The 26,681-nt window shown below is 62.2% G+C and carries 25 protein-coding genes; 10 read left to right on the forward strand and 15 right to left on the reverse strand.

Translation table 11 applies throughout. The features are described 5' to 3' along the window. Position 1: 1 nt before the first annotated feature. Positions 2 to 799 carry a class I SAM-dependent methyltransferase gene (locus ACWGPT_RS11015; protein WP_452605637.1) on the reverse strand — a complete coding sequence of 266 codons (798 nt, stop codon included), beginning with the start codon at positions 797 to 799 and terminating at the stop codon, positions 2 to 4. A 143-nt stretch (positions 800 to 942) separates the two neighbouring features. Then, entirely contained in the window at positions 943 to 1,410 is a 468-nt protein-coding gene (locus ACWGPT_RS11020; protein WP_452605638.1) for a cupin domain-containing protein, read from the reverse strand. Between the two features lie 329 nt (positions 1,411 to 1,739). Here ACWGPT_RS11020 and ACWGPT_RS11025 point away from each other — a divergent pair, with 329 nt between their 5' ends. Further along, positions 1,740 to 2,630 (forward strand): helix-turn-helix domain-containing protein, encoded by an 891-nt coding sequence (locus ACWGPT_RS11025; protein WP_452605639.1) that lies wholly within the window; start codon positions 1,740 to 1,742, stop codon positions 2,628 to 2,630. A 107-nt stretch (positions 2,631 to 2,737) separates the two neighbouring features. On the opposite strand, the gene ACWGPT_RS11030 is transcribed toward ACWGPT_RS11025, so the two are convergent. The 3 genes from ACWGPT_RS11030 to ACWGPT_RS11040 form a co-directional block, all read right to left on the reverse strand. Beyond that, positions 2,738 to 3,499 carry an IclR family transcriptional regulator gene (locus tag ACWGPT_RS11030; protein ID WP_452605640.1) on the reverse strand — a complete coding sequence of 254 codons (762 nt, stop codon included), beginning with the start codon at positions 3,497 to 3,499 and terminating at the stop codon, positions 2,738 to 2,740. 72 nt (positions 3,500 to 3,571) lie between these two features. Further along, entirely contained in the window at positions 3,572 to 5,188 is a 1,617-nt protein-coding gene (locus ACWGPT_RS11035; protein ID WP_452605641.1) for a hydantoinase B/oxoprolinase family protein, read from the reverse strand. Further along, positions 5,188 to 7,239, reverse strand: a complete 2,052-nt coding sequence (locus ACWGPT_RS11040; protein WP_452605642.1) for a hydantoinase/oxoprolinase family protein — start codon at positions 7,237 to 7,239, stop codon at positions 5,188 to 5,190. The genes ACWGPT_RS11035 and ACWGPT_RS11040 overlap by 1 nt, the downstream gene beginning before the upstream one ends. 399 nt (positions 7,240 to 7,638) lie before the next feature. On the opposite strand from ACWGPT_RS11040, the gene ACWGPT_RS11045 reads away from it, so the two are divergent. The 9 genes from ACWGPT_RS11045 to pdxA all read left to right on the forward strand — a co-directional run bounded on the left by ACWGPT_RS11045 (position 7,639) and on the right by pdxA (position 18,167). Beyond that, positions 7,639 to 9,135 (forward strand): ABC transporter substrate-binding protein, encoded by a 1,497-nt coding sequence (locus tag ACWGPT_RS11045; protein ID WP_452605643.1) that lies wholly within the window; start codon positions 7,639 to 7,641, stop codon positions 9,133 to 9,135. A 77-nt stretch (positions 9,136 to 9,212) separates the two neighbouring features. Continuing rightward, positions 9,213 to 10,148: an ABC transporter permease gene (locus ACWGPT_RS11050; protein ID WP_452605644.1), complete on the forward strand. Its 936-nt coding sequence runs from the start codon at positions 9,213 to 9,215 to the stop codon at positions 10,146 to 10,148. Next, positions 10,145 to 10,954 carry an ABC transporter permease gene (locus tag ACWGPT_RS11055; RefSeq protein ID WP_452605645.1) on the forward strand — a complete coding sequence of 270 codons (810 nt, stop codon included), beginning with the start codon at positions 10,145 to 10,147 and terminating at the stop codon, positions 10,952 to 10,954. Before ACWGPT_RS11050 ends, ACWGPT_RS11055 begins: the two co-directional genes overlap by 4 nt. Before the next feature lie 25 nt (positions 10,955 to 10,979). Then, positions 10,980 to 12,803, forward strand: a complete 1,824-nt coding sequence (locus tag ACWGPT_RS11060) for an ABC transporter ATP-binding protein (protein WP_452605646.1) — start codon at positions 10,980 to 10,982, stop codon at positions 12,801 to 12,803. Positions 12,804 to 12,836: 33 nt separating this feature from the next. Continuing rightward, positions 12,837 to 14,162: an NAD(P)/FAD-dependent oxidoreductase gene (locus ACWGPT_RS11065; protein WP_452605647.1), complete on the forward strand. Its 1,326-nt coding sequence runs from the start codon at positions 12,837 to 12,839 to the stop codon at positions 14,160 to 14,162. A 2-nt stretch (positions 14,163 to 14,164) separates the two neighbouring features. Continuing rightward, positions 14,165 to 14,869: an SDR family NAD(P)-dependent oxidoreductase gene (locus tag ACWGPT_RS11070; RefSeq protein WP_452605648.1), complete on the forward strand. Its 705-nt coding sequence runs from the start codon at positions 14,165 to 14,167 to the stop codon at positions 14,867 to 14,869. A gap of 61 nt (positions 14,870 to 14,930) precedes the next feature. Next, positions 14,931 to 16,388 carry an aldehyde dehydrogenase gene (gene aldA, locus ACWGPT_RS11075; protein ID WP_452605649.1) on the forward strand — a complete coding sequence of 486 codons (1,458 nt, stop codon included), beginning with the start codon at positions 14,931 to 14,933 and terminating at the stop codon, positions 16,386 to 16,388. Positions 16,389 to 16,462: 74 nt separating this feature from the next. Then, positions 16,463 to 16,882 (forward strand): Rid family hydrolase, encoded by a 420-nt coding sequence (locus ACWGPT_RS11080; protein ID WP_452605650.1) that lies wholly within the window; start codon positions 16,463 to 16,465, stop codon positions 16,880 to 16,882. 328 nt (positions 16,883 to 17,210) lie between these two features. Further along, the gene (gene pdxA, locus ACWGPT_RS11085) at positions 17,211 to 18,167 is read left to right on the forward strand and encodes a 4-hydroxythreonine-4-phosphate dehydrogenase PdxA (RefSeq protein WP_452605651.1); all 957 of its coding nucleotides are present in this window, start codon (positions 17,211 to 17,213) and stop codon (positions 18,165 to 18,167) included. A gap of 236 nt (positions 18,168 to 18,403) precedes the next feature. Here the strand turns inward: pdxA and nikR are convergent, their stop codons facing one another. From nikR to ACWGPT_RS11135, 10 genes are all read right to left on the reverse strand, one after another. After that, positions 18,404 to 18,829, reverse strand: a complete 426-nt coding sequence (gene nikR / locus ACWGPT_RS11090) for a nickel-responsive transcriptional regulator NikR (RefSeq protein WP_452605710.1) — start codon at positions 18,827 to 18,829, stop codon at positions 18,404 to 18,406. A 119-nt stretch (positions 18,830 to 18,948) separates the two neighbouring features. Further along, positions 18,949 to 19,542, reverse strand: coding sequence for an ABC transporter ATP-binding protein (locus tag ACWGPT_RS11095; protein WP_452605652.1), 594 nt, complete (start codon positions 19,540 to 19,542; stop codon positions 18,949 to 18,951). Then, a complete protein-coding gene (locus tag ACWGPT_RS11100) occupies positions 19,539 to 20,336 on the reverse strand; it encodes an ATP-binding cassette domain-containing protein (protein WP_452605653.1) in 798 nt (265 codons plus the stop codon). The genes ACWGPT_RS11095 and ACWGPT_RS11100 overlap by 4 nt, the downstream gene beginning before the upstream one ends. Continuing rightward, positions 20,333 to 21,190, reverse strand: coding sequence for an ABC transporter permease (locus ACWGPT_RS11105; RefSeq protein WP_452605654.1), 858 nt, complete (start codon positions 21,188 to 21,190; stop codon positions 20,333 to 20,335). The genes ACWGPT_RS11100 and ACWGPT_RS11105 overlap by 4 nt, the downstream gene beginning before the upstream one ends. Then, positions 21,187 to 22,191, reverse strand: coding sequence for an ABC transporter permease (locus ACWGPT_RS11110; RefSeq protein ID WP_452605655.1), 1,005 nt, complete (start codon positions 22,189 to 22,191; stop codon positions 21,187 to 21,189). Before ACWGPT_RS11110 ends, ACWGPT_RS11105 begins: the two co-directional genes overlap by 4 nt. Before the next feature lie 9 nt (positions 22,192 to 22,200). Then, the gene (locus ACWGPT_RS11115) at positions 22,201 to 22,563 is read right to left on the reverse strand and encodes a hypothetical protein (RefSeq protein ID WP_452605656.1); all 363 of its coding nucleotides are present in this window, start codon (positions 22,561 to 22,563) and stop codon (positions 22,201 to 22,203) included. A 3-nt stretch (positions 22,564 to 22,566) separates the two neighbouring features. Continuing rightward, a complete protein-coding gene (locus tag ACWGPT_RS11120; RefSeq protein ID WP_452605657.1) occupies positions 22,567 to 23,775 on the reverse strand; it encodes an ABC transporter substrate-binding protein in 1,209 nt (402 codons plus the stop codon). A 187-nt stretch (positions 23,776 to 23,962) separates the two neighbouring features. Further along, a complete protein-coding gene (locus ACWGPT_RS11125; RefSeq protein WP_452605658.1) occupies positions 23,963 to 24,469 on the reverse strand; it encodes a flavin reductase in 507 nt (168 codons plus the stop codon). Between the two features lie 25 nt (positions 24,470 to 24,494). After that, positions 24,495 to 25,523: a methionine synthase gene (locus ACWGPT_RS11130; RefSeq protein ID WP_452605659.1), complete on the reverse strand. Its 1,029-nt coding sequence runs from the start codon at positions 25,521 to 25,523 to the stop codon at positions 24,495 to 24,497. A gap of 26 nt (positions 25,524 to 25,549) precedes the next feature. Then, positions 25,550 to 26,533 carry a DUF1852 domain-containing protein gene (locus ACWGPT_RS11135; protein ID WP_452605660.1) on the reverse strand — a complete coding sequence of 328 codons (984 nt, stop codon included), beginning with the start codon at positions 26,531 to 26,533 and terminating at the stop codon, positions 25,550 to 25,552. Positions 26,534 to 26,681 lie beyond the last annotated feature (148 nt).

Raw genomic sequence — 26,681 nt, forward strand, 5'->3', positions numbered from 1 at the left:
ATCAGCCCTGCCTTGTCGCGACCACCAGGAAAGCGCGGGTGGGCAGGCGAATGGTGCCGTCGGAGGATGCGTAGCCCTGGAATGCCCTCCTCAGGTGGCCCTGCAGGTCGAGCATCTCGTCGTCACCGAGGCTCGCATAGCCGGGGAAGCTCCTGAACATCGGATCGCATTCCTGCACCACGTCGCCCGACGATATCGGCGTCCATTCGGCCTCTGTTTCGCGGACGCTGACGTTGGTGCAGCCAGCCTCCCGCAAGCTTTCTTCCAGGAGTTGGCGGGAGAAAACCGGAAAGAGGCCCGGGGGCCACAGCGCCCTCCCCGGGAAGAGCTGGCGGAAGACGCGATGAAGGACATGCGCCGGCGAACAATCGTCCTCCTGCGTCCACATGGTGAGCAGGATGCGACCGCCCGGCTTGACGACGCGAACCATCTCCTCGAGCCCATCCTTCCAGGTGGGATAGGCGAGAATCCCGAAATTCGATATTGCCGCGTCGAAGCTTGCATCGGCAACCTGAAGCGCGAGAAAATCCATTATCTCGGCGCGCGAATTCCCGAACGCCTTCAGGCGTTCGCCCGTGCGTTCGACCATCGCCGGCATGAGGTCGATCGCCAGGACAGAAGCACCCCGCTCCGATGCGACCACCGCAAGGCCCCCTGTCCCCGCGGCGACATCGATGATCGAGCGACCCGCGAGGGGACCCAGTTCATCAAGAACCTGGAGCGCGAAAGGCTGCGTCGTGCGCTCGCCCATCCGCTCGTAAAGACCGATCCGGCTGAAGTCGACCTGTGCATTTTCCATGACTGGCTCGCCTCGCTCACTCTGATGTACGTACCTCTTTCTATACGATACGCGGAGGAATCCATACACGCCTCTCCGAAATAGCGGGATTTCGATACGCGAAAGGATCAGGCCGACAGCGGAGCGATCCACGGCCATCCAGGTTACGGCGTTGTCGGCTCGATCATCGGTCCGACGAACTCGACACCGAACCCCTCCGCAATCGCGGGGAACGCCTCAATCGGCTGTCCCAGCATCGCCTCGAACATGCCGTCGAGGTGGGGCGGGCTGAAAATGCCCAGCATGCGGGCCCGGGTTTCACCGAGATTGCGGAAAGCGTGGATATTGCCTTGCGGGATGAAGAGCACGCCTCCCGGCCCGCTTCGAAAGCGCTCACCCTCGAGGAAGAAATCGATCTCGCCCTCGAGGACGTAAAGCAGTTCGTCGATGTTGTGATGGATGTGCAAGGGCTGTCCGGCACCTGGCTCGAGCAGTGCCTCGCCGCAGGCGAACTTCCCGCCGGTTTCCCTGCCGGTCGCGTGAAACGCAACCCGCTCTCCGGGAAACGGATCCATCCAGGAATTATCTGCACGGGCGCGGTAATAGCCGCGGGCGATCGCGGAAGGTGTCATGATCGGTCCTCTGCCTTGGATGCCGGCGTCACGTGCCGGTGCCCCTGAGCTATCCGAAGGCGATGGTCACCGATTGGATGATCTTGCCGCCCCTTGTCGGATCTTGCTGCAATGGCATCGTTTCCGTCGCGTGAAGCGACGACTGAGCACCGGTCCGGTGCGCGCCCGCACTGTCATGAGGCCGACCGCTCCATGGCCTGGACGACATTTCCCGCTGCGCGCCGCCGCCATGAATTCACCCGGTTCCTGACCTGTATGAAGCATGAGGCAAAAGGCGGGGCGACGCCCGGACGTCCTCCGCCCTCAACGTTGGCCGGGAGTTGTGACGCATGGACAGGCAGATCCTGCATGATCCCTCGGTGGAGAAACATGGGGCGGTCGGCACACGTACGCGACGCTCCTGGATCGGCGTGTCGCGGCATCGGCTCCTGGAGCCGCGAAGCACGCAGGCGGAAGCACCCGCCCAGGATGCCGATCTCCTCGTCCTGCAGCTGAGGGACCACCCGGCGCATGATTTCTGGGCCGGCGGCCGCCACATCCGGATGCCTCCGACACGGGAAGGGACGCTGGGTCTCCTGAACCTGAGGACGGATTGCAAGGCGATCTTCAACTCCGAGCTCGACAGCCTGCATCTCCACCTGCCCAAGGAGGCGCTGGACGATCTGGCACGTGATGTCGGAGCGGTGCCCGTCGCGGGCCTGGTGGTCGGGGGCGGATGGACGGGCTGGACCCCGGACGATCCGGTTTTCCGCCAGCTCACGCCCCTGCTGGTCGCGGCGATCGATGCTCGCCGGCACGCCACGCAGCCGTTCCTGGACCACCTCATCCTGGCGGCGGCAACGCATGTCGCTGAACAGTATGGCGGGATGCGGCGGGGCCTTCTGCGCCGCGGCACACTTGCACCCTGGCAGCTTCGAAGGGCGCAGGAGATCCTCGCGGCCGACCTCGACGGTCGCACCTCGCTCCCTGACGTCGCGGAGGCCTGCGGCCTATCCACCTCCCATTTCTCGCGGGCCTTCAAGACGTCTACGGGGTGGACGCCGCATGCCTGGCTGCAGGCGCGGCGGATCGACATGGCACTCGGGCTGCTTGCCGACAAAAGGCTGCCGCTCGCCGAGGTCGCCCTTCAAAGCGGCTTTGCCGACCAGAGCCATTTCACCCGCGTCTTCAAGTCCGTCACGGGCCAGACCCCCGGCGCATACCGGCGGGCGACGCGTTAGGCCGAGGCCCGGATCTCATGAGGTCTCGGCTGGGGCGCCTGGATTGCCCGATGGTGTCTTACTGTGGTCGGTCCCACGCCGTTCTTCAAATCGTGAGCTGTTACTCCCTACTTGGAGGGAGAGCCGTTCCTGCGAATGCAGTCCCACATGTCACGAACCATCTTCTCTTGCGCCTTCTCGTCCAGCATGTTCGGCGGCGCCAGAACGGACAGCGCAACTTCAAGCCCGCTCCAGTTCTCGTTGATCAGGGGTAGAGCGAGGGTCAGCGTCTCGATGCCGCGGTTGCTGCGGTAGCTCGCAACATAGCCCCGGCTGTGAAGGCAGGCGATCTCCGCCTGTATCTTGTCGAGCGACACATCCCACTCGGGAAATTTTTCAGATAGCTGCTCGATGCAGCGTGCTCGAGCGCGCTCCTCCATCATGCCCAGGATGCAGGAGCCGGACACCCCGGCGCCCAGCGGGATCCTTCCGCCGATCCCCGAGACGAGAGGCTGGGCAACGATCTGCCCCACCTGCGAATCCACGCAGATCATGTCGAGGCCGCTGCGCATCATGAGAAAGGTCGACAGCAGCGTTTGCCCGGTGATCTCGATCAGCGCAGGTCTGTAGAAATCGACGACCTCGTTGACCGAGGGAGTCCGCAGGGCAAGTCCATAGGCACCGGGTCCAAGTCGATAGCGGCCACGGTTGCCACTCTGGACGACGAGGCCGTAATCCGCCAAGGCGACCAAGGCCCGATGGACGCTGGAGCGTGCTTCGCCGATCAACTCGGCAAGTTCGCCAAGCGACATTCCCTTGGATCCGGCCTGGGACAGCATGATCAACAACTCTGCCGCGCGCCCGGCATTGGAAGAAGATTGTCTCGCCAAGAAATGCAGCCCTCCATCAACGAAATACTCCGCCCGCTTTCGCAGGCGGAGTATTTCCTATCTCACGACCGGTTAGGCAAATCTTTTCTCGCGACGGTCCTGCTCCCGACGTGCGGGGGCGCGTCTCGCCGGCTCTCCATAGCCACCGGCGCCCGGTGTCACGATCTCGAGCACGTCGCCGGGCTGCAACTCCACCGCGTCCCGCTCGAAACCGGAACGCTCGCCGTTGAGGGTGAAGTATCCCGACGCACCCGGCTTGCCGCCTTCAAGCCCCCAGGGCCTGGACTGGAGGCGTGCACCCATCACCACGACGCGGCACTTCTTTTCTGCGCGATAGACGCGACGCAGGCCCATTCCGCCGATGAACTCGCCGTCACCGCCCGACCCATCGACCAGTTCATAGCGACGGAGCGTTATCGGATACTCGTTTTCCAGCGCCTCGACCGGAAGGTTGGAGGTATTGGTCATGTGGCAATGAACACCATCGAGACCGTCCTTGTTGTAGCGGGCGCCGAACCCGCCACCGATCGTTTCGAGGTAGACCCATATGGAGCCATCATCGCGGCGGCCGTCAAAATGGGCGACGCTGACCGCGCCGTTGGAAGCTGCGGTGACGCGATGCGGGACCACCTGAGCGAAGGCGCCGTGGATCAGGTCAACGACGCGCTGGCAGGCGGTGATGCGGCCATCGACAGCGGCCGGATGCGAGCAGCGTAGCAGCGTGCCTTCCTCGGCCGTGACGGTGATGGGACGCGCCAGGCCGGCATTCGGCAGGACAGTCGGATCGACGACGGTCTTTACCGCGTAATAGACGGTTGCGAGCAGCGCGGTATAAACAACGTTGAGACCGGCGCGAACCTGCGGCGGGCTGACGAAATCGAGCGAGATCTCGTCCCCCCTCACCTCGATCGTCACCGACAGGTTCATCGGCTCCGGCAGGGCTTCACTGTCGAAGATATCGGAGAACTTGTAGACGCCATCCGGGATCTGGGCGATGCCCGCACGCATCTTCCGCTCGGCATAGTCCATGAGCTCATCGCCAGCCGCCAGAACGGTGTCCGTCCCGTATTTGCGGCACAGTTCCTGCAGTCGCAACACGCCAAGGCGGTTCGCCGCGACCTGAGCCCGCAAGTCCGAAACACGCTCGTGCGGGACCTGGCAGTTCAGGAGGAACAGTTTCTGGATGTCCTCCTGCAGTTCACCCTTGCGGTAGAGGCGGACCGGCGGAATCCGCAGGCCTTCCTGATAGATGTGGGCATGGCCACGGTCGGCAAAATCGGAGTGGTGCGCCGTGTTGATCGCCCAGCCAACCAGCTGTCCCTCGAAGAAGATCGGCTCCGCCAGGACGATGTCCGGCAGGTGGGTGCCGCCACCCTCGTAGGCATCATTGCCGATGAAGATGTCACCGGCCGCAATCGTCGACATATCCACATGCTGCAGGATATAGGGGACGAAGCCGATGAAGCTGCCCAGATGCATCGGGATGTGCTCTGCCTGGCACAGCATGCGGCCCTTGGCATCGAACAGTGCCGTCGAGCAGTCGCGGCGCTCCTTGATGTTGGTGGAATAGGAGGCACGAACCAGCGCCTCCCCCATTTCCTCCACGGTGGAGGCAAAGGCCGAACTGATGACCTCCACCGTGATCGGGTTCAGCTTGCTTGACGCGGGAACGGGAATGATCTGGTTCATCACTTCGCCTCGAGGATGAGGTTGAAATAGGCATCGACGGTTGCCGACTGCCCCGGCGGTACAACGGTGGTGGAATCCATCTGGTCGATGATGGCAGGACCTTCCACGACATTGCCTGGACGCAGCAGGTCGCGGTTGTAGAGCTTCGTTTCGATGAAATCGCCGACCTCTGCCATCCAGACGGGGCGGCTGCCGGTGACGGCTGCAGACGAATCGAGGCCCTCGATCGGCTGCGGCTGGAATTCAGCCTTCGGCACCAGGCCGCTCGCGGCGACGCGGAACGTGACCAGCTGGATCGCCTCGCCCTCAGCTACGAAGCCGTAAAGCTGCCGGTGAGCCGCGGCAAATCCTTCCTCGATCGCCTTGAAGGTGTCGCGCGTGATCGCTCCATCCGGGACCGGGACGTTGATCTCGTAGTTCTGGCCGGCATAGCGCACGTCGACGCTGCGCTCGATCCTGCGGGCGGAAGATGCGATCTGCTCCAGGTCGAACCATTCCGTCGCGCGGGCAGCCAGGTCGTCATAGATCGCGGCGAGATCGCCTTCGACAACCTTGTCGAGCTGGATGAGGCTCGTCGTCGAGAAGTCGCTGCGCAGGTCCGTCATCAGCAGACCGAGGGCACAAAGCACACCCGGTGTCCGGGGGATGAGGACGCGCGACATCCCAAGCTCGCGTGCGAGGCGGGCGGCCTGGACCGGGCCTGCGCCACCGAAGGCGACGAGCGTATAATCCCGAGGGTCATGGCCGCGCTGGACCGAAATCACGCGGATGGCCTTTGCCATGTTGGCGATGACGATCTCGAGGATGCCGTTTGCCGCTTCCAGCACGCCGAGCCCAAGCTTGTCGGCAAGCGTCTTCACCGCCGCGACCGAGAGCTCGCGGTCGATCTTCATGCGGCCGTTGAGCAGGTATTCCGGGTTCTGCGTCTGGAGAACGACGTTGGCGTCCGTTACGGTCGGCTCGGTGTTGCCGAGGCAATAGCAGGCAGGGCCCGGGTTCGCGCCGGCAGAGCGCGGACCTACCTTGAGCAGGCCGCCATTGTCGACATAGGCGATCGACCCGCCACCGGCACCCACCGTGTGAATGTCGAGCATCGGCACCTTGAGCGGATAGCCATGAACGATGGCTTCGTTGACCACGCGGCAACGGCCCTGCGACAGCAGCGCGACGTCCGAGCTGGTGCCGCCCATGTCGAAGGTGATCAGGTTTTCGATGCCGGTCATCTGGCCGATGGCCTGCGCGGCGACGACACCCGTCGATGGTCCCGAAAGGACGGTCCGGACGGGGTTGTCGGCGGCCGTGTCGAAAGCAATGACGCCACCGTTCGACTGGGTCAACTGCGGCGCGGCCTTGAAACCGATCTCCTGCAGCTTGCCCTTCAGCGCCCGGACATAGCCTTGCATGACTGGACCGAGATAGGCGTTGACGACGGTGGTCGAAAGCCGCTCATACTCGCGAAACTCCGGCGCGATCGCCGACGAGATGGCCGCGAAAGCTTCCGGGAATTCCTCGCGGATGATCTCCGCCGCCCGGCGCTCGTGAACATCATTGAGAAAGCTGTAGAGAAAGGAAACGGCGATGGACTTGACGTCCTGCGCCTTCAGTTCACGGACAGCCTGGCGAAATGCGTCTTCATCCAGTGCTTCCTCGACCTTGCCCTCATGGGTCAGGCGCTCGGCTACCCCGATACGCAGGTCGCGCGTCACCAGCGTTTCCGGCTTGTCGGCCTGAAGGTCGTAGAGATCAGGGCGTTTCTGACGGCCGATCTCGAGCAGATCCCGGAAGCCTTCCGTCGTGATGAGGCCGGTTTTCACGCCGCGCCCCTGGATCAGGGCATTCGTTGCGACGGTGGTGCCGTGGCCCAGGAAACCGACGTCGGCAGCCGTTGCCCCCACATTCTCGAGGCCATCGGTAACGCCCTGGGTGATCCCGCGCGAAGGGTCGTCAGGCGTCGAAGAGACCTTCCAGATCCTTACTTCGCCGGTGAGGTCATTGAAGAGGCATACGTCTGTAAAAGTGCCGCCAGAGTCTACGCCGATACGCCAGGCCATGCTGTTCCCTCAAGGATGTCGAGTTGTTGTCGAGAGGTCCGCCCTTGAGCGTCCCGTTCACGACTAAAACCTGCCAAGGAAATGTCTGGTGTCAATCTTATTCGTTCTATTGCAATAAGAAATGAATTTTATTCCGTTTATCGGATTTTATGTCCGTTTTTGCTGAAATATGTCGCTCAAATTTGCATCTCCACCCCCTCACTGACCTATAATAGGAACAATAGCGAAAAATAATAACGACTATGGGAATTGACTTGACCGGCGCCGGAGTCGGTTCTTAACGTCAGCACCAGTTGCAGCAGCAACCAGCAACCATCAAAAATGCGGCAAGTTCTCGAGCTCAGCCGCTAAATTTCAGAGGGTTACACGATGCATCTTTCCAGACGAAACCTGCTTCAAATGGCGACTGCGATGGGCGCGGCGACGCTGCTCGGCGGACGATTTGCAGCCGCTCAGGGCACGCAGACATTGCGGATCGGGCTCTCGACCTACCCCCCGCATTTCCGGCCGTGGGTGAACATCGGGTGGTCCGGCCATTTGCTGTTCTCTTTGGTGAACCGCAACCTCATAAATTACGATGACCAGGGCAATCTGGTGGGCGAGCTTGTCGAGAGCTGGTCGGCAGTGGAAGACGACGCTTGGGAGTTCAAGCTGCGCGACGTGAAGTTCCACGACGGCAGCCCCGTGACCTCTGCAGACGTGAAGTGGAACTTCGAGGAAATCGCGAAGGAACAGTCGGGCGCCTACATGTACGACGCGCTCAAGGTGGTGAAGGATGTCGAGATCGTAGACGACCGGACCTTCCGCCTGCGTACCGACGGACCGGTTGCGACCATTCCCGCGTTGATGGCTTTTCCCTTCTTCACCATCCTCAAGGCGGGGTCGACCGATGTCGAGCCGCAGGGCATCGGCGCCGGGCCTTACAAGATCGTCTACGCCGAGAAGGGTGTCGGCATCGAACTGGAGCCAAGCGAGCACTACTTCAAGGGTCAACCGCCGCTCGCCGGCATTTCCGTGACGGCCTATGCCGACGAGAGCGCGCGGGTCGCCGCCGTGACGGCCGGCGACGTCGATCTGGTGGACTACGTGCCATGGTCGGCAATGGCCACTATCGACGCCAATCCCGCGCTCAAGCTGTTCAAGAAGGACGCAGGTCCCTTCATGTATCTCAGCTTCAACGGAAGCGGCCCCTTCGCAGACGCTCGCCTCCGCCAGGCTGTGGCCTTCGGCCTTCGACGCGAGGAGTTCGTCAAGTCGGTCTTCTTCGGCTTCGGCGCCCCGATGAATGGCCTGCCGCGGGCATCCGGCACCGCCTTTCACAATGAGGACCAGGCGAAATTCTGGGGCTACGATCCGGAACGGTCGAAGGCTCTCATGAAGGAAGCCGGCCACGAGAACGGCTTCGAGGTCACTCTGCTCGCGACGTCGCAGTATTCCATGCACCGCGACACGGCCGTCCTCATCCAGAGCCAGCTCGCCGAGATCGGTATCAAGGTGAACCTCGTCCTGCCTGACTGGGCAACCCGGATCACCATGGGCAACAACGGCATCGGTGATTTCGCCGTACAGGGCAACGCCCTCGACATCATTGATCCGGATGCGACGCATTCCATCGTCGATCCGTCCCTGACGCCGACCTATCTGCGAAGCCGCAACTTCGAGATCGAGGGCCTGACTGAACTCTATCAGGCAGGGCGGTCCGAACTCGACGACGAGAAGCGCGTCGAGATCTACAGGCAGGCGGACCAGCTGGTGCTGGACAACACGGCGATCTGCGGCGTTGCCTACCGCGCGCAGGGCTACGCGACGAGCGCGTCCGTTCAAAAGCTGCCGCTGCTGCCCGACCAGATCTCGGTTTACTCGGCGACCAACTTCGACCAGATCAGCCTCGGCTAACATTCACACGAGACCCGGCATCGCCGGGTCTTCCTCCTAGTGCACAACGCATAAGGGACTGCTGCATGGGATGGTTCATGCGCCGCATTGTCCAGAGCTTGATCATGCTCTGGATCGTGGTTTCACTCGTATTCTTGTCGATCCACTTCGTTCCCGGTGACCCGGTCGAACTGCTGCTGGCACAGGACGGCGCTGCGCCGGATCCGGCGATGGTGGCCATGGTCCGTGATCAGCTCGGTCTGAACCGACCGCTGCATGAACAGTATATCGACAAGATGACCGAGCTCCTGCGCTTCGACCTCGGCACATCCATCGTCGATTACAGCCCCGTCGCGACCGAGGTTTCCCGGCGTCTGCCGAGAACCCTGGAGCTGATCGGCGCGGCTGCGATCATCAGCCTGCTCATCGGACTGCCCGCCGGTGTCCTTGCCGCGCGCGCGCCAAAGAGCCTTTTCAGTCGCGGCGCGATGCTCGTCGCAGGGACCGCGCAGTCGGTTCCCGTCTTCGTTCTCGGCACGTTGATGGTCATCCTGTTCGCGCAGTTCCTCGGCTGGCTTCCGGCCGGCGGCTTTGTCCCCTTCAGTCGCGATCCCGCGAAGCACATGCTGCTACTGATCATGCCGGCGGCGACAATCGCGATCGGCCTCTCCGCCGTGGTATTCCGTATCACGCGGGCCTCGATGCTGGAGGTCCTGCCGCTCGACTTCATCCGCACCGCCCGCGCCAAGGGCGTTCCGGCCCGCCGGGTGGTTATCCGTCATGCGCTGCGCAACGCATTGATGCCGGTCATCACCGTCTTCGCGCTGCAGCTCGGCGGCCTTCTTGCCGGAACGGTGCTCGTCGAGACCGTCTTCAACTGGCCCGGCCTCTCCGGAATGCTGGTCAGCGGCGTCAACGCGCGAGACTACCCCGTCGTGACCGGCGTCATTGTCGTCGTTGCAGCCTGCTACATCGGTCTGAACCTGCTGGTCGACATCATCTACGGCCTGACTGATCCGCGGGTGCGCAAATGAAACAGATCTTCTCTACCCCTTCGGCAATACTGCTGAGCATCCTGGTCGTCGGTGCATTGCTGGCGCCGGTCCTGCCGCTGCACGATCCGCTGGCTATGGACGTCGCCAACCGCTTTGCGGGGCCGTCGGCACGGCATTGGTTCGGCCAGGACGAATATGGACGCGACGTCTTCTCCCGGCTCCTCTTCGCGCTGCGGTCGGCGATCCTGATCTCCGGCTCTGCTGCCTTGCTCGCAGCTGCCATCGGAACTGCGATCGGCGTCGCAGCAGGCTATGTGCGGGGCTTCTCCGAGGCTTTGTCGCTGCGCGTAATGGACGTGATCCTGTGCTTCCCGCCGCTGCTGCTCGCCATGTTGGCGGCGACGCTCTACGGGGCGGGTCCGCAGACACTGGTGCCGGTGCTCGCGCTCGTATTCGTCCCGAGCTTCACGCGTGTAGCCCATGCTTCGGTCATGACGGTTCGCACGATGGACTATGTCGACGCCGTCCGCCTTATGGGCGCTTCGACGCAGCACATCCTGTGGCGCACCATCCTTCCCGCCATCGCCGGACCGCTGTTCGTCCAGTTCAGCTTCGTGGTCGCCATGTCGGTGGTGCTTGAATCGGGGCTTTCCTATCTCGGCCTGGGGGTCCTTCCACCCGAACCTTCGCTCGGAATGATGGTCGGGGCGGCACGTGCGACGTTCATTGACGAGCCTTGGCTTCTGCTGGCGCCCTGCCTGCTGCTGACGATCGTGATCGTACTGTTGAACGCCTTCTGCGACCACCTGCGCCACCTGCTCGACCCGCGTCGCAGCCAAAACTGACATGTCCCCACAGGAGGTAACGACTATGACGAATGTGGGTTCTGAACTGCTGCAGGTGTCGGACCTTGCCGTGTCCTTCAACAGCGGCGGCGACTGGCGCAATGTCGTCCGCGATGTCAACTTCTCGGTATCCGCCGGCGAGACCGTGGCGATCGTCGGGGAATCGGGATCCGGAAAATCCGTGACGTCGCTTGCGCTGACGCGGCTGTTGCCGGCCGATGTCACCAGAGTGAGCGGCGAAGCGATATTCCGCGGCCAGAACCTGTTCGACCTCACCGAACAGCAGATGGAGAAGGTTCGCGGCGACCGGATTTCCATGATCTTCCAGGAACCGATGACGTCGCTGAACCCGGTGATGACCATCGGCGCACAGATCGCCGAAGCCATCAGCGTCCACCGCAAGGTAAGCCGCGCAGAAGCCAAGGAGGAGGCCTTGGCCATGATGGAGCGCGTGCGCATCCCCTCGGCAAGAACGCGCTTCAACGAGTTTCCGCACCAGTTTTCGGGCGGAATGCGCCAGCGCGTCATGATTGCCGCGGCCCTTGCCTGCAAGCCGGACCTGCTGATCGCAGACGAGCCGACGACGGCGCTGGACGTTACGATACAGGCCCAGGTCATCGAACTGATCAAGGAGTTGCAGGCGGAGACGGGCATGGGGGTGATTTTCATCACCCACGACATGGGCGTTGTCGCCGAAGTCGCCGACCGAACCCTCGTCATGTATCACGGCGACGTCATCGAGACCGGCAGCACTCTCCAGATCTTCGACAGGCCGGCCAAGACCTATACCCGCGCCCTGCTTGCGGCGGTGCCCAAGCTCGGCTCGATGAACGACGCTCCTGCTCCGCTCCCCTATGCCAGCTTCGACCTGGCCAGCGGGAAGATGACACCGGCGCCCGAACGCCCGGACACGTTGCGGCCGGATGAGCCCCCGTTGCTTGAGGTCGAGGGGGCGACCAAACGCTTCGACCAGCCATCGCCGGTCCTGAAGCGGGTGATCTCCCGCGTTCATGCGGTCGAGAACGTGACGCTGACGCTGCGGCGCGGCGAGACATTGTCGATCGTCGGAGAATCCGGCTGCGGCAAGTCTACAACAGGTCGCGTCATTACCGGCCTCTACGACTACCAGAGCGGTAGCGTGAAGCTGAACGGCCGCGAGCTGCGCTCGATCAGCGCTCCCGACCGGGCCAGGGAGATCCAGATGATCTTCCAGGATCCCTATGCAAGCCTGAACCCACGCCTTCGGGTCGGCGAGGCGATCACCGAGCCGCTTCGAATCCATGGACTTGCCACTCGTGAGGAGGAGCAGGTGATTGCCGCTTCCCTGCTCGAACGGGTCGGGCTCAAGGCAGAGATGGCGAGCCGATACCCGCACGAGTTCTCGGGCGGCCAGCGCCAGCGCATCTGCGTCGCCCGTGCGCTGGTGATGAAGCCGAGCGTCATCGTCGCCGACGAGGCCGTTTCCGCGCTCGACGTGACGATGAAGACCCAGATCGTCAACCTGATGATGGACCTTCAACAGGAAATGGGCCTGGGCTTCCTTTTCATCAGCCACGACATGGCGGTGGTCGAGCGCATCAGCCACACGGTCGCCGTGATGTATCTCGGAGAGATCGTCGAGATCGGTCCACGCGCGGCGATCTTCGGCAATCCGGCGCATCCCTATACGAAGCGATTGCTGAGCGCGGTACCGGTGCCCGATCCTTCGCTGCGCGGCCAACGCAACCCGCCGCCGGTGCTGGAACTGAACAGCCCCGTTCGCCCCCGCGACTACCAGCCGCCCGAGCGGGATTACATCGAGGCCTCGCCCGGACACTTCGTCCAAGTCCCCGGGCCCGAGTGGGCCTGATCCCGTCGCTGCAGCCCAACAAAGAGTTTCATCATGAGCAGCCTTTCAATTCCCGTGAAACCGTTCCAGGGCGATCCGGAATTACCCGAGAAAGTCGATGTCGTGGTCATCGGTGGTGGCATCATCGGGGTGACCACCGCGATGGAGCTTGCCGAGCGCGACATTTCGGTAGCGCTCTGCGAGAAGGGCGTGATCGCTGGCGAGCAGTCGAGCCGAAACTGGGGCTGGACGCGCCAGATGGGCCGCGACGAACGGGAATTGCCGCTGTGCATCCATTCGGTCGACATGTGGTCGCGTCTCAACGAGCGCATCGGCCGCGATACCGGCTGGCGCCGCACCGGCATCAGCTACCTCTCCTACACCAGACGTGACCTGAAAGGGTGGCTGGAGTGGGAGCAGATCGGCAAACGACACGGCCTCGATGCCCGCATGCTCAGCTCGGCCGAGATCGAAGAGAAGATCCCCGGAAACCATGGGAAGCTTCTCGGCGTACTGCATACCGGCAGTGACGGTCGCGCCGAGCCATGGATCGCCGTTCCAGCCATGGCCGAGTATGCAAGGGAGAAAGGTGCAAGGATCCTCACCAATTGCGCCGTCCGCACGGTGGAGACCGCTGCCGGCGCCGTAAGCTCCGTCATCACCGAGCGTGGCGAGATCAGGTGCCAGGCGGTCGTCCTGGCGGGCGGCATCTGGTCCCGCCTGTTTGCCGGCAACATGGGTTTCGATTTTCCTCAGTTGAAAGTGATTGGGCCGGTAACGCAGGTCGACAATGTCCAGGGCGTTACGAACATGCCTGTCGGTGCGGGTGACTTCGCCTATCGCCAGCGGCTGGACGGCAGCTTCACTATCGCAGTCCGCAACAAGAACCTTGCCCCTATCACGCCGGATCATTTCCGGCTGCTGTTTGAATTCGCCCCGACCTATCTCACGACATGGCGCGAGCTCAGCCTGCAGTTCAACGCGACGTTCTTCCAGGAACTGATGACGAAACGCCGCTGGACGGGTGCCGAGAAAACCCCGTTCGAGGCATGCCGCACGATGGACCCCAAGCCGGATGCGGGCTTCACCGCGAAGGCACTCCGCAACATCTCACGCAACTTCCCGGCCTTCGCCAATGCGCGCGTGGTTCACGAATGGGCGGGCGTTATCGATGCGACCCCCGACGCGATCCCGGTTATCAGCCCCCTTCACCCGGTACCCGGCTTCTATCTCGCGTCGGGCTTTTCCGGCCACGGCTTCGGTATCGGCCCGGCCGCAGGGGAATTGATGGCGGACCTCGTCACCGGATCGACCACCAAGGTCGATGCCAAAGTCTTCGACATCAGCCGCTTGCGGCCGAAATACGCCTCGAAAGGGTGATCATGTCAGCACGGGTCGCACTCATTTCCGGCGGTCGCCGGGGGATAGGCGCTGCCATCGGGCAGAAGCTGCTCGCCGAGGGCTGGTCGCTGTCGCTCGGGATTCGTGGCGGGGCCTTGCCCGACTGGGCGGGGGCATTGGCCCCGGATCGCATCCACTGCCAGCATTACGAAGCCGCCGATGCCGGAGCGGAGGCGGCCTGGGTCGCCAGCGCCATGGAAAGGTTTGGCCGCATCGACGCGATCGTCGCCAGCGCCGGCATCTCTGCCGGCAAGAGCGCGCTCGACGCCAGTGACGATGAAATCCGCGAGATGATGGAGATCAACGTCCTCGCCCCGCGCCGGCTGGTCAAGGCGGCATGGGAGCCGCTGGCGGCCAGCAAGCGCGGACGCGTCGTCATTCTCGCGTCGCTCTCCGGCAAGCGTGTCAAGACAGCCGCGTCTGGCAGTTACGCGATGTCGAAGTTTGCCGCCGTCGCACTGACCCATGGCATCCGGCATGAAGGCTTCGAGAAGGGTATTCGCGCCACCGCCGTCTGCCCGGGTTTCGTCGCCACCGAGATGGCGACCGCGCTGACGACGATGCCACCCGAAGACATGACGCAGCCGGAGGACATCGCGCGCATCGTGTCGATGATCCTGGACCTGCCGAATGAAGCAGTGGTGGCGGAGTTTGCCATCAACTGCTCGCTCGAGCCCTCGCTCTAACACTTCGATCTAAAAGGCTAACGCCGGGAAGAGGCTCTTCCCGGTCCATGGAGGAGTTAACATGGCCAACAATCCTTTCGTCTCTCCGGATCGCGCCTATCGCGCCTATATCGACGGAAGCTTCGTCGATCCCAAGGGCGACCTGATCGATGTCATGAACCCGGCGACCACCCAGGTCATCGCGCGGATTCCGGAAAGCGATGCTGCCGAAGTCGATCGTGCGGTTGCTGCCGCCCGCGCCGCCCAGGCGGACTGGGAGCGCCTGCCGGCCATCGAGCGTGCCGGCTACCTGCGCAAGATCGCTGCAAAACTGCGCGAACACCGTACCGACCTCGCCGACATCATCGTCCAGGAGCAGGGCAAGGTTCGCGGGCTTGCCCAGGTCGAGGCCGATTTCACCGCCGATTACCTGGACTACATGGCCGAGTGGGCGCGCCGCATCGAGGGCGAGGTGCTCACCAGCGACCGGCCGAACGAGACCATGCTGCTGCTGCGCAAGCCGGTCGGCGTGGTGGCAGGCATCCTGCCGTGGAACTTCCCCTTCTTCCTGATCGCCCGCAAGCTGGCTCCGGCCCTCGTCACCGGCAACACCATCGTCATCAAGCCCAGCGAAGAAACGCCCGTCAACGCCTTCATCTTCGCCGAGCTTGCCGCAGAATGCGGTCTCCCGAAAGGCGTGTTCAATCTCGTCGGCGGCCGTGGCCGCACAACCGGCGAGGCGCTTGCGGCTCACCCCGGCGTCGACCTCATCACCTTCACCGGATCAGTCGGCACCGGCTCCCATATCATGCAGCTTGCCGGCAAGAACCTCACCCGCGTCAATCTGGAACTCGGCGGCAAGGCTCCGGCCATCGTCCTGAAGGATGCCGATCTCGATCTCGCGGCCAAGGCAATCTACGATTCGCGCGTCATCAACACGGGGCAAGTCTGCAACTGCGCCGAGCGCGTCTATGTCGAGCGCGAAGTACATGATGCGCTCGTCGAGAAGCTGGCCTCATTATTCAAGGCGACCCGCTACGGCGATCCGTCCGTCGAGACCGAGCTCGAGATGGGTCCTCTCATCAACCAGGCAGGCCTCGATAAGGTGGCTGCCGCCGTGGATCTCGCCCGAACGCAGGGCGCCCGCGTCATCACCGGAGGCAAGAAGGCGGAGGGCCGTCAGGGCTTTCATTACGAGCCGACGCTGCTGGTCGATGCAACTGCCGACATGGACATCATGCGCCGCGAGACGTTCGGACCGGTGCTGCCCGTGCAGGCGGTCGACAGCCTCGATGAGGCGATCGCGCTTGCGAACGACTCCGAATACGGCCTGACGTCTTCCATCTACACCCGGGACCTGTCGGCAGCGCTGAAGGCCTCGCGCGAGCTGAAGTTCGGTGAAACCTACATCAACCGTGAGAACTTCGAGGCGATGCAGGGCTTTCATGCCGGCCGCCGGAAGTCCGGCATCGGCGGCGCCGATGGCAAGCACGGCCTCTACGAGTTCACCGAGACCCATGTGGTCTACATCGCCGGCTAGGCGTTCGACCGCGAAGAGATCCGCGCCGACGGCCAGCCGCTGGCGCCCCTTCCCACCCCAAGCAAGAGAGAACAATGCTGAAGAAGATCAAGTCCAGTTCCGCCTATGAAGAGAAGTATTCCTACAGCCGCGCCATCGTTATCGGCGACTGGGTGCTCGTCTCCAACACGGCTGGGCGCAACCATGCCACCAAGGAAATGCCAAGCGACCCGCTCGAGCAGATGAAGATGACCATCCACAACATCCAGAAGGCCCTGCAGGCTGCAGGTGCCGATCTCCAGGATGTCGTGCGCGCACGCATCTACATCCCGAACCGCCAGCACCATCCGGAACTGCTCGACCACTGGGGCGAGGTTTTCCGCGGCATCGACCCGGTCGTGACCATCACCGCCGGCACCCTGGCTTCGGAAATCTACCTCGTCGAGGTTGAAGTCACGGCCTACAAGGGTGCCCGCAACGACGGTTGGGAACGCGAAGCGATCTCGCTCGCCTGATCTCGGCGACGAGGCACTGACGGTCGTCCGACAGTGCCTCGTCTGGTCAAAGACGATCCAGGCAGGTGTCGGATAGTACCTGCTTGCCAGCCAACTGCCGGGTGTGGGCCGGTCCTCGGCAACCACACCCGCCGGTCTCCTCTCCGGCGGGATTTGATCAGAAGCGACATCGGCCCGCCTGATCTCTGCGGACGAGCCCGCTTTGCAAGGAGCCGGTTGACGAACTGCGCCAGAACATGCCTGTCCGGGCCTGTGGAGCAGGCATCGCCCGCGGCCATCGCAGCGCCGTCCTGCACTGGCCAGGAAGCGTCGAAGAACGGAGAATGACATGAGCGGCATTATCGGCATCACCATGGGCGATCCCTGCGGCGTCGGTCCCGAGATCTCGGTCCGGGCCCTGGCCGAAATGTCGCCCGAGGATCGCGCCGCAACGCGTATCTACGGAAACCTGCCGACGCTCGAAGCGGCGCGCAAGGCGCTCGGGCTCGACCTGGACCTCGCTCCTCACGTCGTCGACATCGAGGTAAAAGGCGCCCCCCTGCCCTGGGGCACGCTGAGCCCGGTCGCCGGCGACGCGGCCTTTCGCTTCATCGAAAGGGCGGTACGCGATGCCGAGGCCGGAACGATCGGCTGCATCGTCACGGCTCCGATCAACAAGGAAGCACTGAACCTCGCGGGCCATCACTACGACGGCCATACCGGCATGCTGCGCAGCCTGACGGGTTCCAAGGCAGCCTACATGCTACTTGCATCGGAGCGCCTGAAGGTCATCCATGTATCGACCCACGTCTCGCTGCAGGACGCAATCCGCCGGGCGACCACCGAGCGTGTTCTGGCGACCATCAAGGCCGGCAACGACCACTTGAAACGGATCGGCTACGAAAGGCCGCGCATCGCGGTCGCCGGGATCAACCCGCATTGCGGCGAGAACGGCCTCTTCGGCACCGAAGACGACGACCAGATCGCCCCGGCCGTCGCGGCCGCCCGCGCCGAGGGTATCGACGTCCATGGCCCGATCTCCGCCGACACCGTCTTCCACCGCGCCTATTCCGGTGCCTTCGATCTCGTCGTCGCCCAGTATCACGACCAGGGCCATATCCCGATCAAGCTCGTCGCCTTCGATACGGCGGTCAACGTGTCCGTAGAACTGCCGATCGACCGCACCTCGGTCGACCACGGCACCGCCTTCGACATCGCCGGCAAGGGGATTGCCAATCACGGCAACATGAAATCCGCCATCGCATATGCCCGCAAGCTGGTAGCCGGGCGCTCCGAGCAGGATTGATCCTCTTCTTATGCCACGCGCCTCGGGCCGACAGCCTTGGAAGACGTGCAGAATCGATGCCATGCCGACCCTGCATATGGGGCGGGACATGGCCGCCTCTGCCGGGAGGCCTGGATTGCTTGCCTGAAAAGGGAAGCTCTCCGGTCTATTCTGCCGGACGGTCCTACTGTTGTAGGTTCAAGTGACGGATATGCTTCGGATGCCCCTGCAAACCTAGCGAGTTTACGGCACAACCATTACTTGACGTCGAGGGACGGAGTTCCCTTGAGGGGCAGCACAGTCAGGGTCCCGTGCGTCACGCGCCGTTCCGCTTTCATGTGATCGGCAAAATGCCGCACATCATCTGTCTTCCCCTTCAGGATACTGACCTCCAGGCACCGTTGATGATCAAGGTGTACATGGATGCTTGCGACCGACATGTCGTGGTGATCGTGATGGGCATTCGTGAGCCTCTTGGCGAGGTCGCGGGCGGTGTGATCGTAGGTGTAACTCAGGACGCCGACGCACCAGTCCAACTCTCCCTCCTCAAGCGAGGCCTGCTGAAGTCCCGCGCGTGCGAGATCGCGGATCGCCTCTGAGCGGTTCTGATATCCCTTCACCTCAATCATCCGATCCAGTTCGGCCATGAGGTCATCATCAATGGTGATCGTGATCCGGTGCACTGAACTGCCTTCCGCTTCCCGCACTGAATCAATACTTGGGATCAGAGATTTCATTGTCCAGACCAGCCGATCGTCGACCGTACCCTGGTAGATACGGACCCCGCCGGCCACTCTCCCAGCTACAGCCATACTGTCCTGGACGCCACCTTTTCCAGAAGAGCCAGATCATGACTGATGGCGAGGATGCCGATGTTCCGCTCGGCGCAAATCCGGATGAGCGCACGCCAGACCTCGCGCTGGGCGATCGGATCGAGCATTGAGGTGACTTCGTCGGCGATAAGAAAACGGGTCTTCGGCGTAAGTGATCGAAGGAGCGCGACGCGCTGCAATTCTCCGCCTGACAGTTCATGCGGATAATGGTCCAGCCATTCCCCGCGGATTCCCAGGGTCCGGCACATGCCTTCGTCCGGGGTGCATGCCTCCGAGACGATCCTTCCCACCTTCCAACGCGGGTTTGCCGCAAAGACCGCCGTCTGATGCACGAGTTGCACGGGGTTGAACCCCTGCCCGCCGTAGGGAGCACCGTCGATCAGAACTTTGCCCGCTGTGGGGAAAAGATGACGGGCCAGTATCTTTCCGAGCGTGGATTTTCCCCGACCTGATTTTCCCGTCAGCCCGACGATCTCGCCGCCGTCAATCTCGATATCCACGCCCTCCAGAACGGGCGACTGTCCGTTGAAGCTGAAACCCACCGATGATGCCGCAAGCTTCATGCCTCGACTTCCGCAAAACCGTTCTGGGGCAACGCCTTCCAGACCGAGCGGGCATAGGGTGCCAGAAGCCTCTTGCCATCTCCGTCAAACGCGTCCGCATGCTCGTGGGCGGCGACATATCCATCCCGCAGGATGATCACCCGGTCCGCGATCTGCAGGGTCGCGGCAAGATCGTGGGATATCACGATCACCGATTTCCCCGCCTCGGCAAATGACTTCAGCCAGCGGAAGACGATCGCCGTGTTTTCCGCATCCAGTCCGTTGCTGGGCTCATCGGCGATGATGAGATCGGCCTGGCAAACCGTCGTCATCGCCAGCATGATACGTCGCGCCATGCCACCCGACAGCATGTGCGGAAAGGCCCGTGACACGCCGGGCTCAAGATCGAACCGGGCCAGTGTCCGTTGCATGTCCCCTGCCGAGGCCATCGGACGGCGCGCGCGGCGGGCGGCCCAACGCAGCTGCTGCCCGACGGTCGCGAGCGGATCGAGATGGCTGACGGATTGGGGGATGAGAGCGATGCGGCTGCCGGCCATTCTCGCCTGCTCCTTGCGGTCGAGGAGACGTCCTTCAAAGCGCATGACACCGCCGACAATGGCATTTTGCGGCAAGAGCCCCATGACGGCGTGGGCCAGCAGGCTTTTACCCGCGCCGGATGCGCCGAACAGGGCCAGAACCTCGCCCGGATACACATCCAGAGAAATGTCGCTCACGCATTTGACGCCGACCTGGCGAACCGGACTCCGATAGCGACGGAACGAGACGCTTAGCCCCTCTATCTCGAGAAGACTCATTGCTGGCTTCCCCTCGGGTCGGTCAGCGTCCTCAGCCCGTTGCCGACAAAATCGAAGCAGAGGACAGCAACGAGAAGCATCAGTCCCGGAAACAGTCCGAGCCACCAGTTGCCCGCCGTGAGGGACCGCATCGATTCCGACAGAAGGATGCCGATCGCAGGCTTGCTGGGTTCTATTCCGAAGCCGAGGAACGTCAGACCCGCCTCGTGCAGGATGGCGTGCGGGAAAAGCAGGACGAAGCCGACGATCATCTGGGGAACGAGATGCGGCAGGAAATGATGCCGCGCGATGAACCAGCGGGACTTTCCGAAATTGCGGGAAACGGTCACGTACTCGGCATTCTGAAGCTGCAGGATTTCGGCCCGCAGGACGCGCGTCAGTCGTGGCCAATGGGTTATGGCGACCGCAACGATCACGGCTCCCGTCCCTCCCCCGAGTGCGAAGGAAATCAGGATCAGGAGCACCAGGTGCGGCAATCCCATGGTCATGTCGACGAGGAAGGAGACGATTGCGTCGGCCAGCCGATAACCGCTTGCTGCGACGACTGCCAGGCAGGTCGCAATCACCGCCGAAATCCCGGCGGCGACCATTCCGACCTGGAAGCTCAGCGCCAGCCCCTTCACCGTTCTCACGAGCATGTCGCGTCCGAGCATGTCCGTGCCGAACGGGTGCAGCCAGGACGGCGGCTGGAGCCGTGCGGAAAAGTTGCTGGTGAGCCCATCCGGTCCCGTAAGCCGGGCCGCCAGCACGATCGCCGCAAGCAGAAGCGTCGCGATCCCCGCGCCGATCACCACCATCCCCGCATTGTTGATCGACGGGACCGCAACAGCGGGTTTTTCAATTGCCATCGTCATGTGAGCATCTCCTGCCGCGCACGGTTCAGGGCTGAAATGCGCGGGTCTGCCACGCGATAGAGAACATCGGCGATCGTATTGCCGACCGAGACGAGAAGGGTCGTCATGATCGCGATGGCAAGAAGCAGGGGCACGTCACCGCGAATCCCGGCTTCGATCGTTGCGCTTCCGAGCCCGGGGTAGGAAAACACGGTTTCCGCCAGTATCGAGCCTCCGAAAAGCTCGCCAAGAGAGGCGAAGAGAACCGTTATCGCCGGCAAGGCAGCATTCCTCACGCCATGGCGCAGGATGATGTCCAGCGGCCCGGCCCCTTGGGCACGGGCATAGAGTACGAAGTCGGACTGCATGATCTCGATCATCTTGACGCGCGTATGAAGCGCAATCTGCGCAATCCCGAGGATCGAGAGCGCCAGCAGCGGCAGCAGAAGATGATGCAGCCGTTGCAGCAGCGTGACGTTTTCCGGCAGCACGCCGATCGGCGTGGCACAGCAAACGGGCGTCCACCGAAGCCCAACGGAGAAGACGATCAGAAGCAGGATGGCGATCCAGAATGTCGGCGTGGCGGCCAGCACGTAGGAATACAGGCGGATTACGCGATCACTCCAGCTTCCCGGGTGGGCGCCGGCCCATATGCCGAGGGAGAAACCGATGATCCCGGAGAACGCCCAGGCGAGCCCCATGAGAATCAGGGAGGACTGAAAACGCTCGGAGATGATATCGGCAACCGGCGCATTATAGGTCACGCTCCAGCCGAGGTCGCCCCTCAGCAATGCCGTCAGCCATTTGAGGAACTGGATACCTGCCGGCTGGTCCAATCCCCATTTCTGCGCGATCAGCGCCCGCTGCTCGGGTCCGACGCGGGCGATATCGGGTCCAAGATAGGCATTGATCGGATCGACCGGCGAGAGTTTCGCGAGGATGAACGCAACAGCCGCCACGCCCGCCAGTACAAGGACAAGGCGGACGAGCCGGGTGATGGCGAAAGCCTTCCAGGAAAGCATTGCCGTTCCTCAGTTACAGGTCCAGGTCCAATCCTGGATGCCGGCCGTGATCGGCCATCCATGGCCATGCGGTTCGACCTGGGGGTCTCCGACGTCGAGGCATTTGCTGACGAAGTAGATGTGATCGAGATTGACCAGCCAGGCCCACCCGGCTTCCCCCTTGGGGCCGAAGCCGGTGGCACCGTCCCACTCCGCCTTCTGCCAGTCGGGATAGGATGCTTCGAGGCTGGGGGCGCGCTGCGCTTCGTCGAAGTACTGGTCGACGACCGGATTGGAGAAGAAGCCCGGATTGTAATATTCGACGCCTGCCCGCCCGCTTTGGTAGAGGCTGTACAATTCGACCGGGCTGTGGCTTCCCCATCCGAAGACCACGGGTTAGGTATGCATCACGCGGTCGATGACCTCCCACGTCGTGCCGTTCGGCCTGCCTTCGATGCCGAGCGGCCGCAGCAGCTCGGACACCACGATCGCAATCGCCTGCCGGGTGGAATCGGAGGCGGAATAGTTGATGGGAAAAGCCGCTCGTGTTCCGCCTTTTTCGCGAATGCCGTCCGGACCAGGTATCCAGCCGGCCTGGTCGAGCATTGCCTTCGCTGCCGCAAGATCGAACGTCACCGCAGCCTCGGGGTTCGACCAGGGCAACCCGTCCGCGGGTCCGAAGGCCTGCGTGCCGTGTCCCTGGAGCGCCACATCGACGATCTTTTGGCGGTCGATGCCGAGATTGATGGCCCTGCGGACGGCAAGATCGGCCGTCACGTCGTTGCCGACGGGATTTCCGTCAGCGTCCATCCTTGCGCCCTTCGGGACCATGGGAAAATGAATCCCCCGATTGTCGACGGAATCGACCACCACCGGCCTGAAGCCTTCGGGAACGGCATCGGCGAGCGTTGCCGGGACGGAGACCATGTCGACCTCGCCGGCCCCGGCGGCGGCCAGGCTCGTGTCCTCGCCGGCAAACAGGAAGGTGAGACGGGTGAAGGGCGGTTTCCTTCCGTAATAGTGCGGATTTGCCTCCACGATCAGTTGCTCGCCCTGTGTCCAGGAGACGAGTCTATATGGACCGGACCCGAGCGGGTCACGTGCGTATCCTGGGCTGTATTTCCCGGCGGGTACGATGCCCAACGAGTAGAAATTATCCGCGAAGGTGATCCATGGCCGCTTGAGCCTGATGACCACGGTCTTGTCGTCAACTGCCTCGACCGACGCCATCTCGGTGAGATCGAGGGGTCCTCCGGCCTTGGCTGCCCGCTCGAACGTGAATGCGACATCCTTCGCAGTCAGGGAGGTACCGTCTGAAAATTTCACGTCGTCACGGATGGATATGGTCCAGGTTAGTTTGTCATCCGAGAGCGTCCACTCGGATGCAAGGTCGGGTTTCGTCGCCAGACCGGCGTCGCGCACGAGAAGCGTCGACTGAAAGAGGGGATGGCCGTAGCGACCCCAGCCGAACAACGGATCATATCCGGTATCCGGCTCACCGCCGATAGCCAGTATCAGCTCACTTTTGCCGGCCGCCAGAACCTGCGGCCCCGTCAAGCACAGGGCAGAAACACCTGCAATAATCGAGAGCTTCCGTGCAAGCATGATCCGAATACTCCACGATCAATGGTGTTCCGGAGATACGTTACGGTATGATGTCTTTCGGAGAAATGCTTACAATCAATTCTGCACATTCGCCCGCTCCCGCTTCTCTAAAACGCTCCGACTCAGGCATGGAAAGGCCTCGCCACCGCTTGGCCAAGTGCGATGTCGTCAGGGACCACGAACGGCGTCATCGCGGATGGCCGAGGTAGCGCCGCATGCAATAAAGCAGCGCTGCCTGATTTTCGTTCTCACGCATTTCAATGACGCGTCCGAAGAAGATGCGGTGGGTCGCCTCGTCGATGGAATTGGTGACCTCGCATTCAAAGCTCACCGATGCGTTCGAGAGGATCGGGATGCCGGTAGTGCCGCAGCCCCATTCGCCAAGCTCGAACCTGTCCTGCAAGACCGTCCTTCCGCCAAAAGCATCCGATATGTCCTCCTGCCCCGGCATCAACGTGTTGACGCCGAAATGACGGGTTTTCTCGAACGCACGAAAACAGGAGCTTCCACGATTGATGCAGACGAGAAGCGTCGGCGGTGTGTCGCTGACGCTGCACACCGCCGAAGCCGTGAAACCGAAACGTCGGCCACCGCATATGGTAGTAACGACATTCACCGCCGACCCGAGACGCGACATGCCGTTGCGAAACGTGGCTTTGTCCACGGCTTCAAATCGGTCGTTCGCTATATTCACGTCGGCCTCCCGCCGCGGGCCGCGCCTAGGCCGAAAGCTCTCGACGGACAATTTCGGCACCTGCTCCCAGAGCAGCAAGCTTGCCTCTGGCGACCTGGCGAGACAGGGGGGCCATACCGCAGTTGGTGCAGGGATAGAGCTTGTCGGCATCGACGAACTGAAGGGCTTTGCGAAGCGTTTCGGCAACTTCTTCCGGCGTCTCGATTGTATCGCTTGCCACGTCGATGGCGCCCACCATCACCTTCTTCCCGCGAAGGAGTTCGATCAGATCGATGGGGACATGCGAGTTGTGGCATTCCAGCGAGATCAGGTCGATACCGGACTGCTGCAGCTTCGGGAAGGACTCCTCGTATTGCCGCCATTCCGACCCAAGGGTCTTCTTCCAGTCGGTATTTGCCTTGACGCCGTATCCGTAGCAGATATGCACGGCGGTTTCGCACTTCAGGCCTTCGATCGCCCTTTCCAGGGTTGCAACACCCCAATCATTGACATCGTCAAAGAAGACATTGAAGGCCGGTTCATCGAACTGGATGATGTCGACGCCGGCGGCTTCCAGTTCCCGGGCCTCCTCATTGAGAATTGCTGCGAATTCCCAGGCGAGCTTTTCCCGGCTCCCGTAGTGCGCGTCATAGAGCGTGTCGATCATGGTCATAGGACCCGGCAGGGCCCATTTGATCGGCCGCGTCGTCTGCTGGCGTAGAAATTTGGCGTCTTCGACAAAAACCGGTTTCTGCCGCGACACTGCGCCAACGACCGTTGGAACACTCGCATCGTACCGATTGCGAATCCTGACGGTCTGACGTTTTTCAAAATCGACGCCGGCGAGGTGTTCGATGAATGTCGTGACAAAATGCTGGCGGGTCTGCTCGCCATCGCTGACGATATCGATACCTGCCTGTCGCTGATCGTCGAGCGCCAGGCGCAGGGCATCACGCTTGCCTTCGATCAGTTCTTCGTCCCGCAGCTTCCAGGGTGACCAGAGCCTCTCGGGCGGCGCGAGCCAGGAGGGTTTCGGCAAGCTGCCGGCGGTCGACGTGGGCAACAATGTCTTCATGATAGGCACCTTGTGTTTTCGGTTCGTCAGAGGGCGTAGTTTGCAGACCACTGCTCGAGAACGGCCCTGTATGGCTTGATGAATTTCTCTTCGGCAAATCTTGCCTGCTCGAAGGCCAGCCGGCTACGCTCTTCGCGATCATAGACGATCCGGGTCACTGAATAGTCCTGATGCTTGAGGCTTGGCTGGTAGCAGGCTGCTGCCGCAGAATTTGCGTTGTAGATCTCGGGGCGGTAGATCTTCTGAAACGTCTCCATCGTGCTGATGGTGCTGATAAGTTCGAGATCGGTGTAGTCCGCGAGCAGATCGCCGGCAAAATAGAATGCAAGAGGCGCAACGCTGTTCGGCGGCATGAAGAACCGCACCTTCAGTCCCATTTTTGCGAAGTACTGGTCGGTCGACGAGAATTCGTTCTGGACGTACTCGGCCCCCAGCACGGGGTGCTGGTTTTCCGTGCGGTGATATGTCCTGCTGCACGAGGCGCTCAGGCATATGACCGGCGGCTTGCTGAACTGCTCCTTGTAGGCTTCCGAATTCAGGAAACATTTGAACAGCTTTCCGTGCAGTTCGCCGAAATCCTCTGGCGTATCGAAAGCGGGCCGCCCCTTGTTGTGCTCAGGCAGAACGACGCTGAAGTCATAATCCCGGACATAGGAGGAGAGGTTGTTTCCGACGATGCCCTCGATCCGTTCGCCGGTTTTCCGGTCGCGGATCGTCGTCTTCAGGATTTCGATGAGAGGGAACGGATCGCTCCGGGCCCCAGCTTCGACGACCATTCCGACGGAAACGATTTCGAGTTCTACGGTATAACGATCGCCCTTCGGATTATTCTGGTGCGCGAGCGCGTTGAACCGGTTGTCGATCATTCGCAGGGCATTGCGGAGATTGTCCTTCCGGTTCTCGCCTCGGGCCAGATTGGCGAAGTTGGTCGTAATCCGGGTATTCTCCGACGGGCAGTAATCCTCATCGAACGGGATGCTCTTAATGATGAAGGTGAAGTCCTGGCTCATCGCGATCTGGCGTCCTCGTTCCGAGATCGAACCTCATCGGTTCCATCGGTCAGCAGTTCAATGCTCCCGGTCGTCGAGAGCCGGGCCTGCTGTATGCCTGAGCCGTTGATCGGGAAAAATTGGTATTCTCTCACCCAAGCATGAGCCG

It is taken from the genome of Pseudorhizobium sp. NPDC055634, from assembly GCF_053618655.1.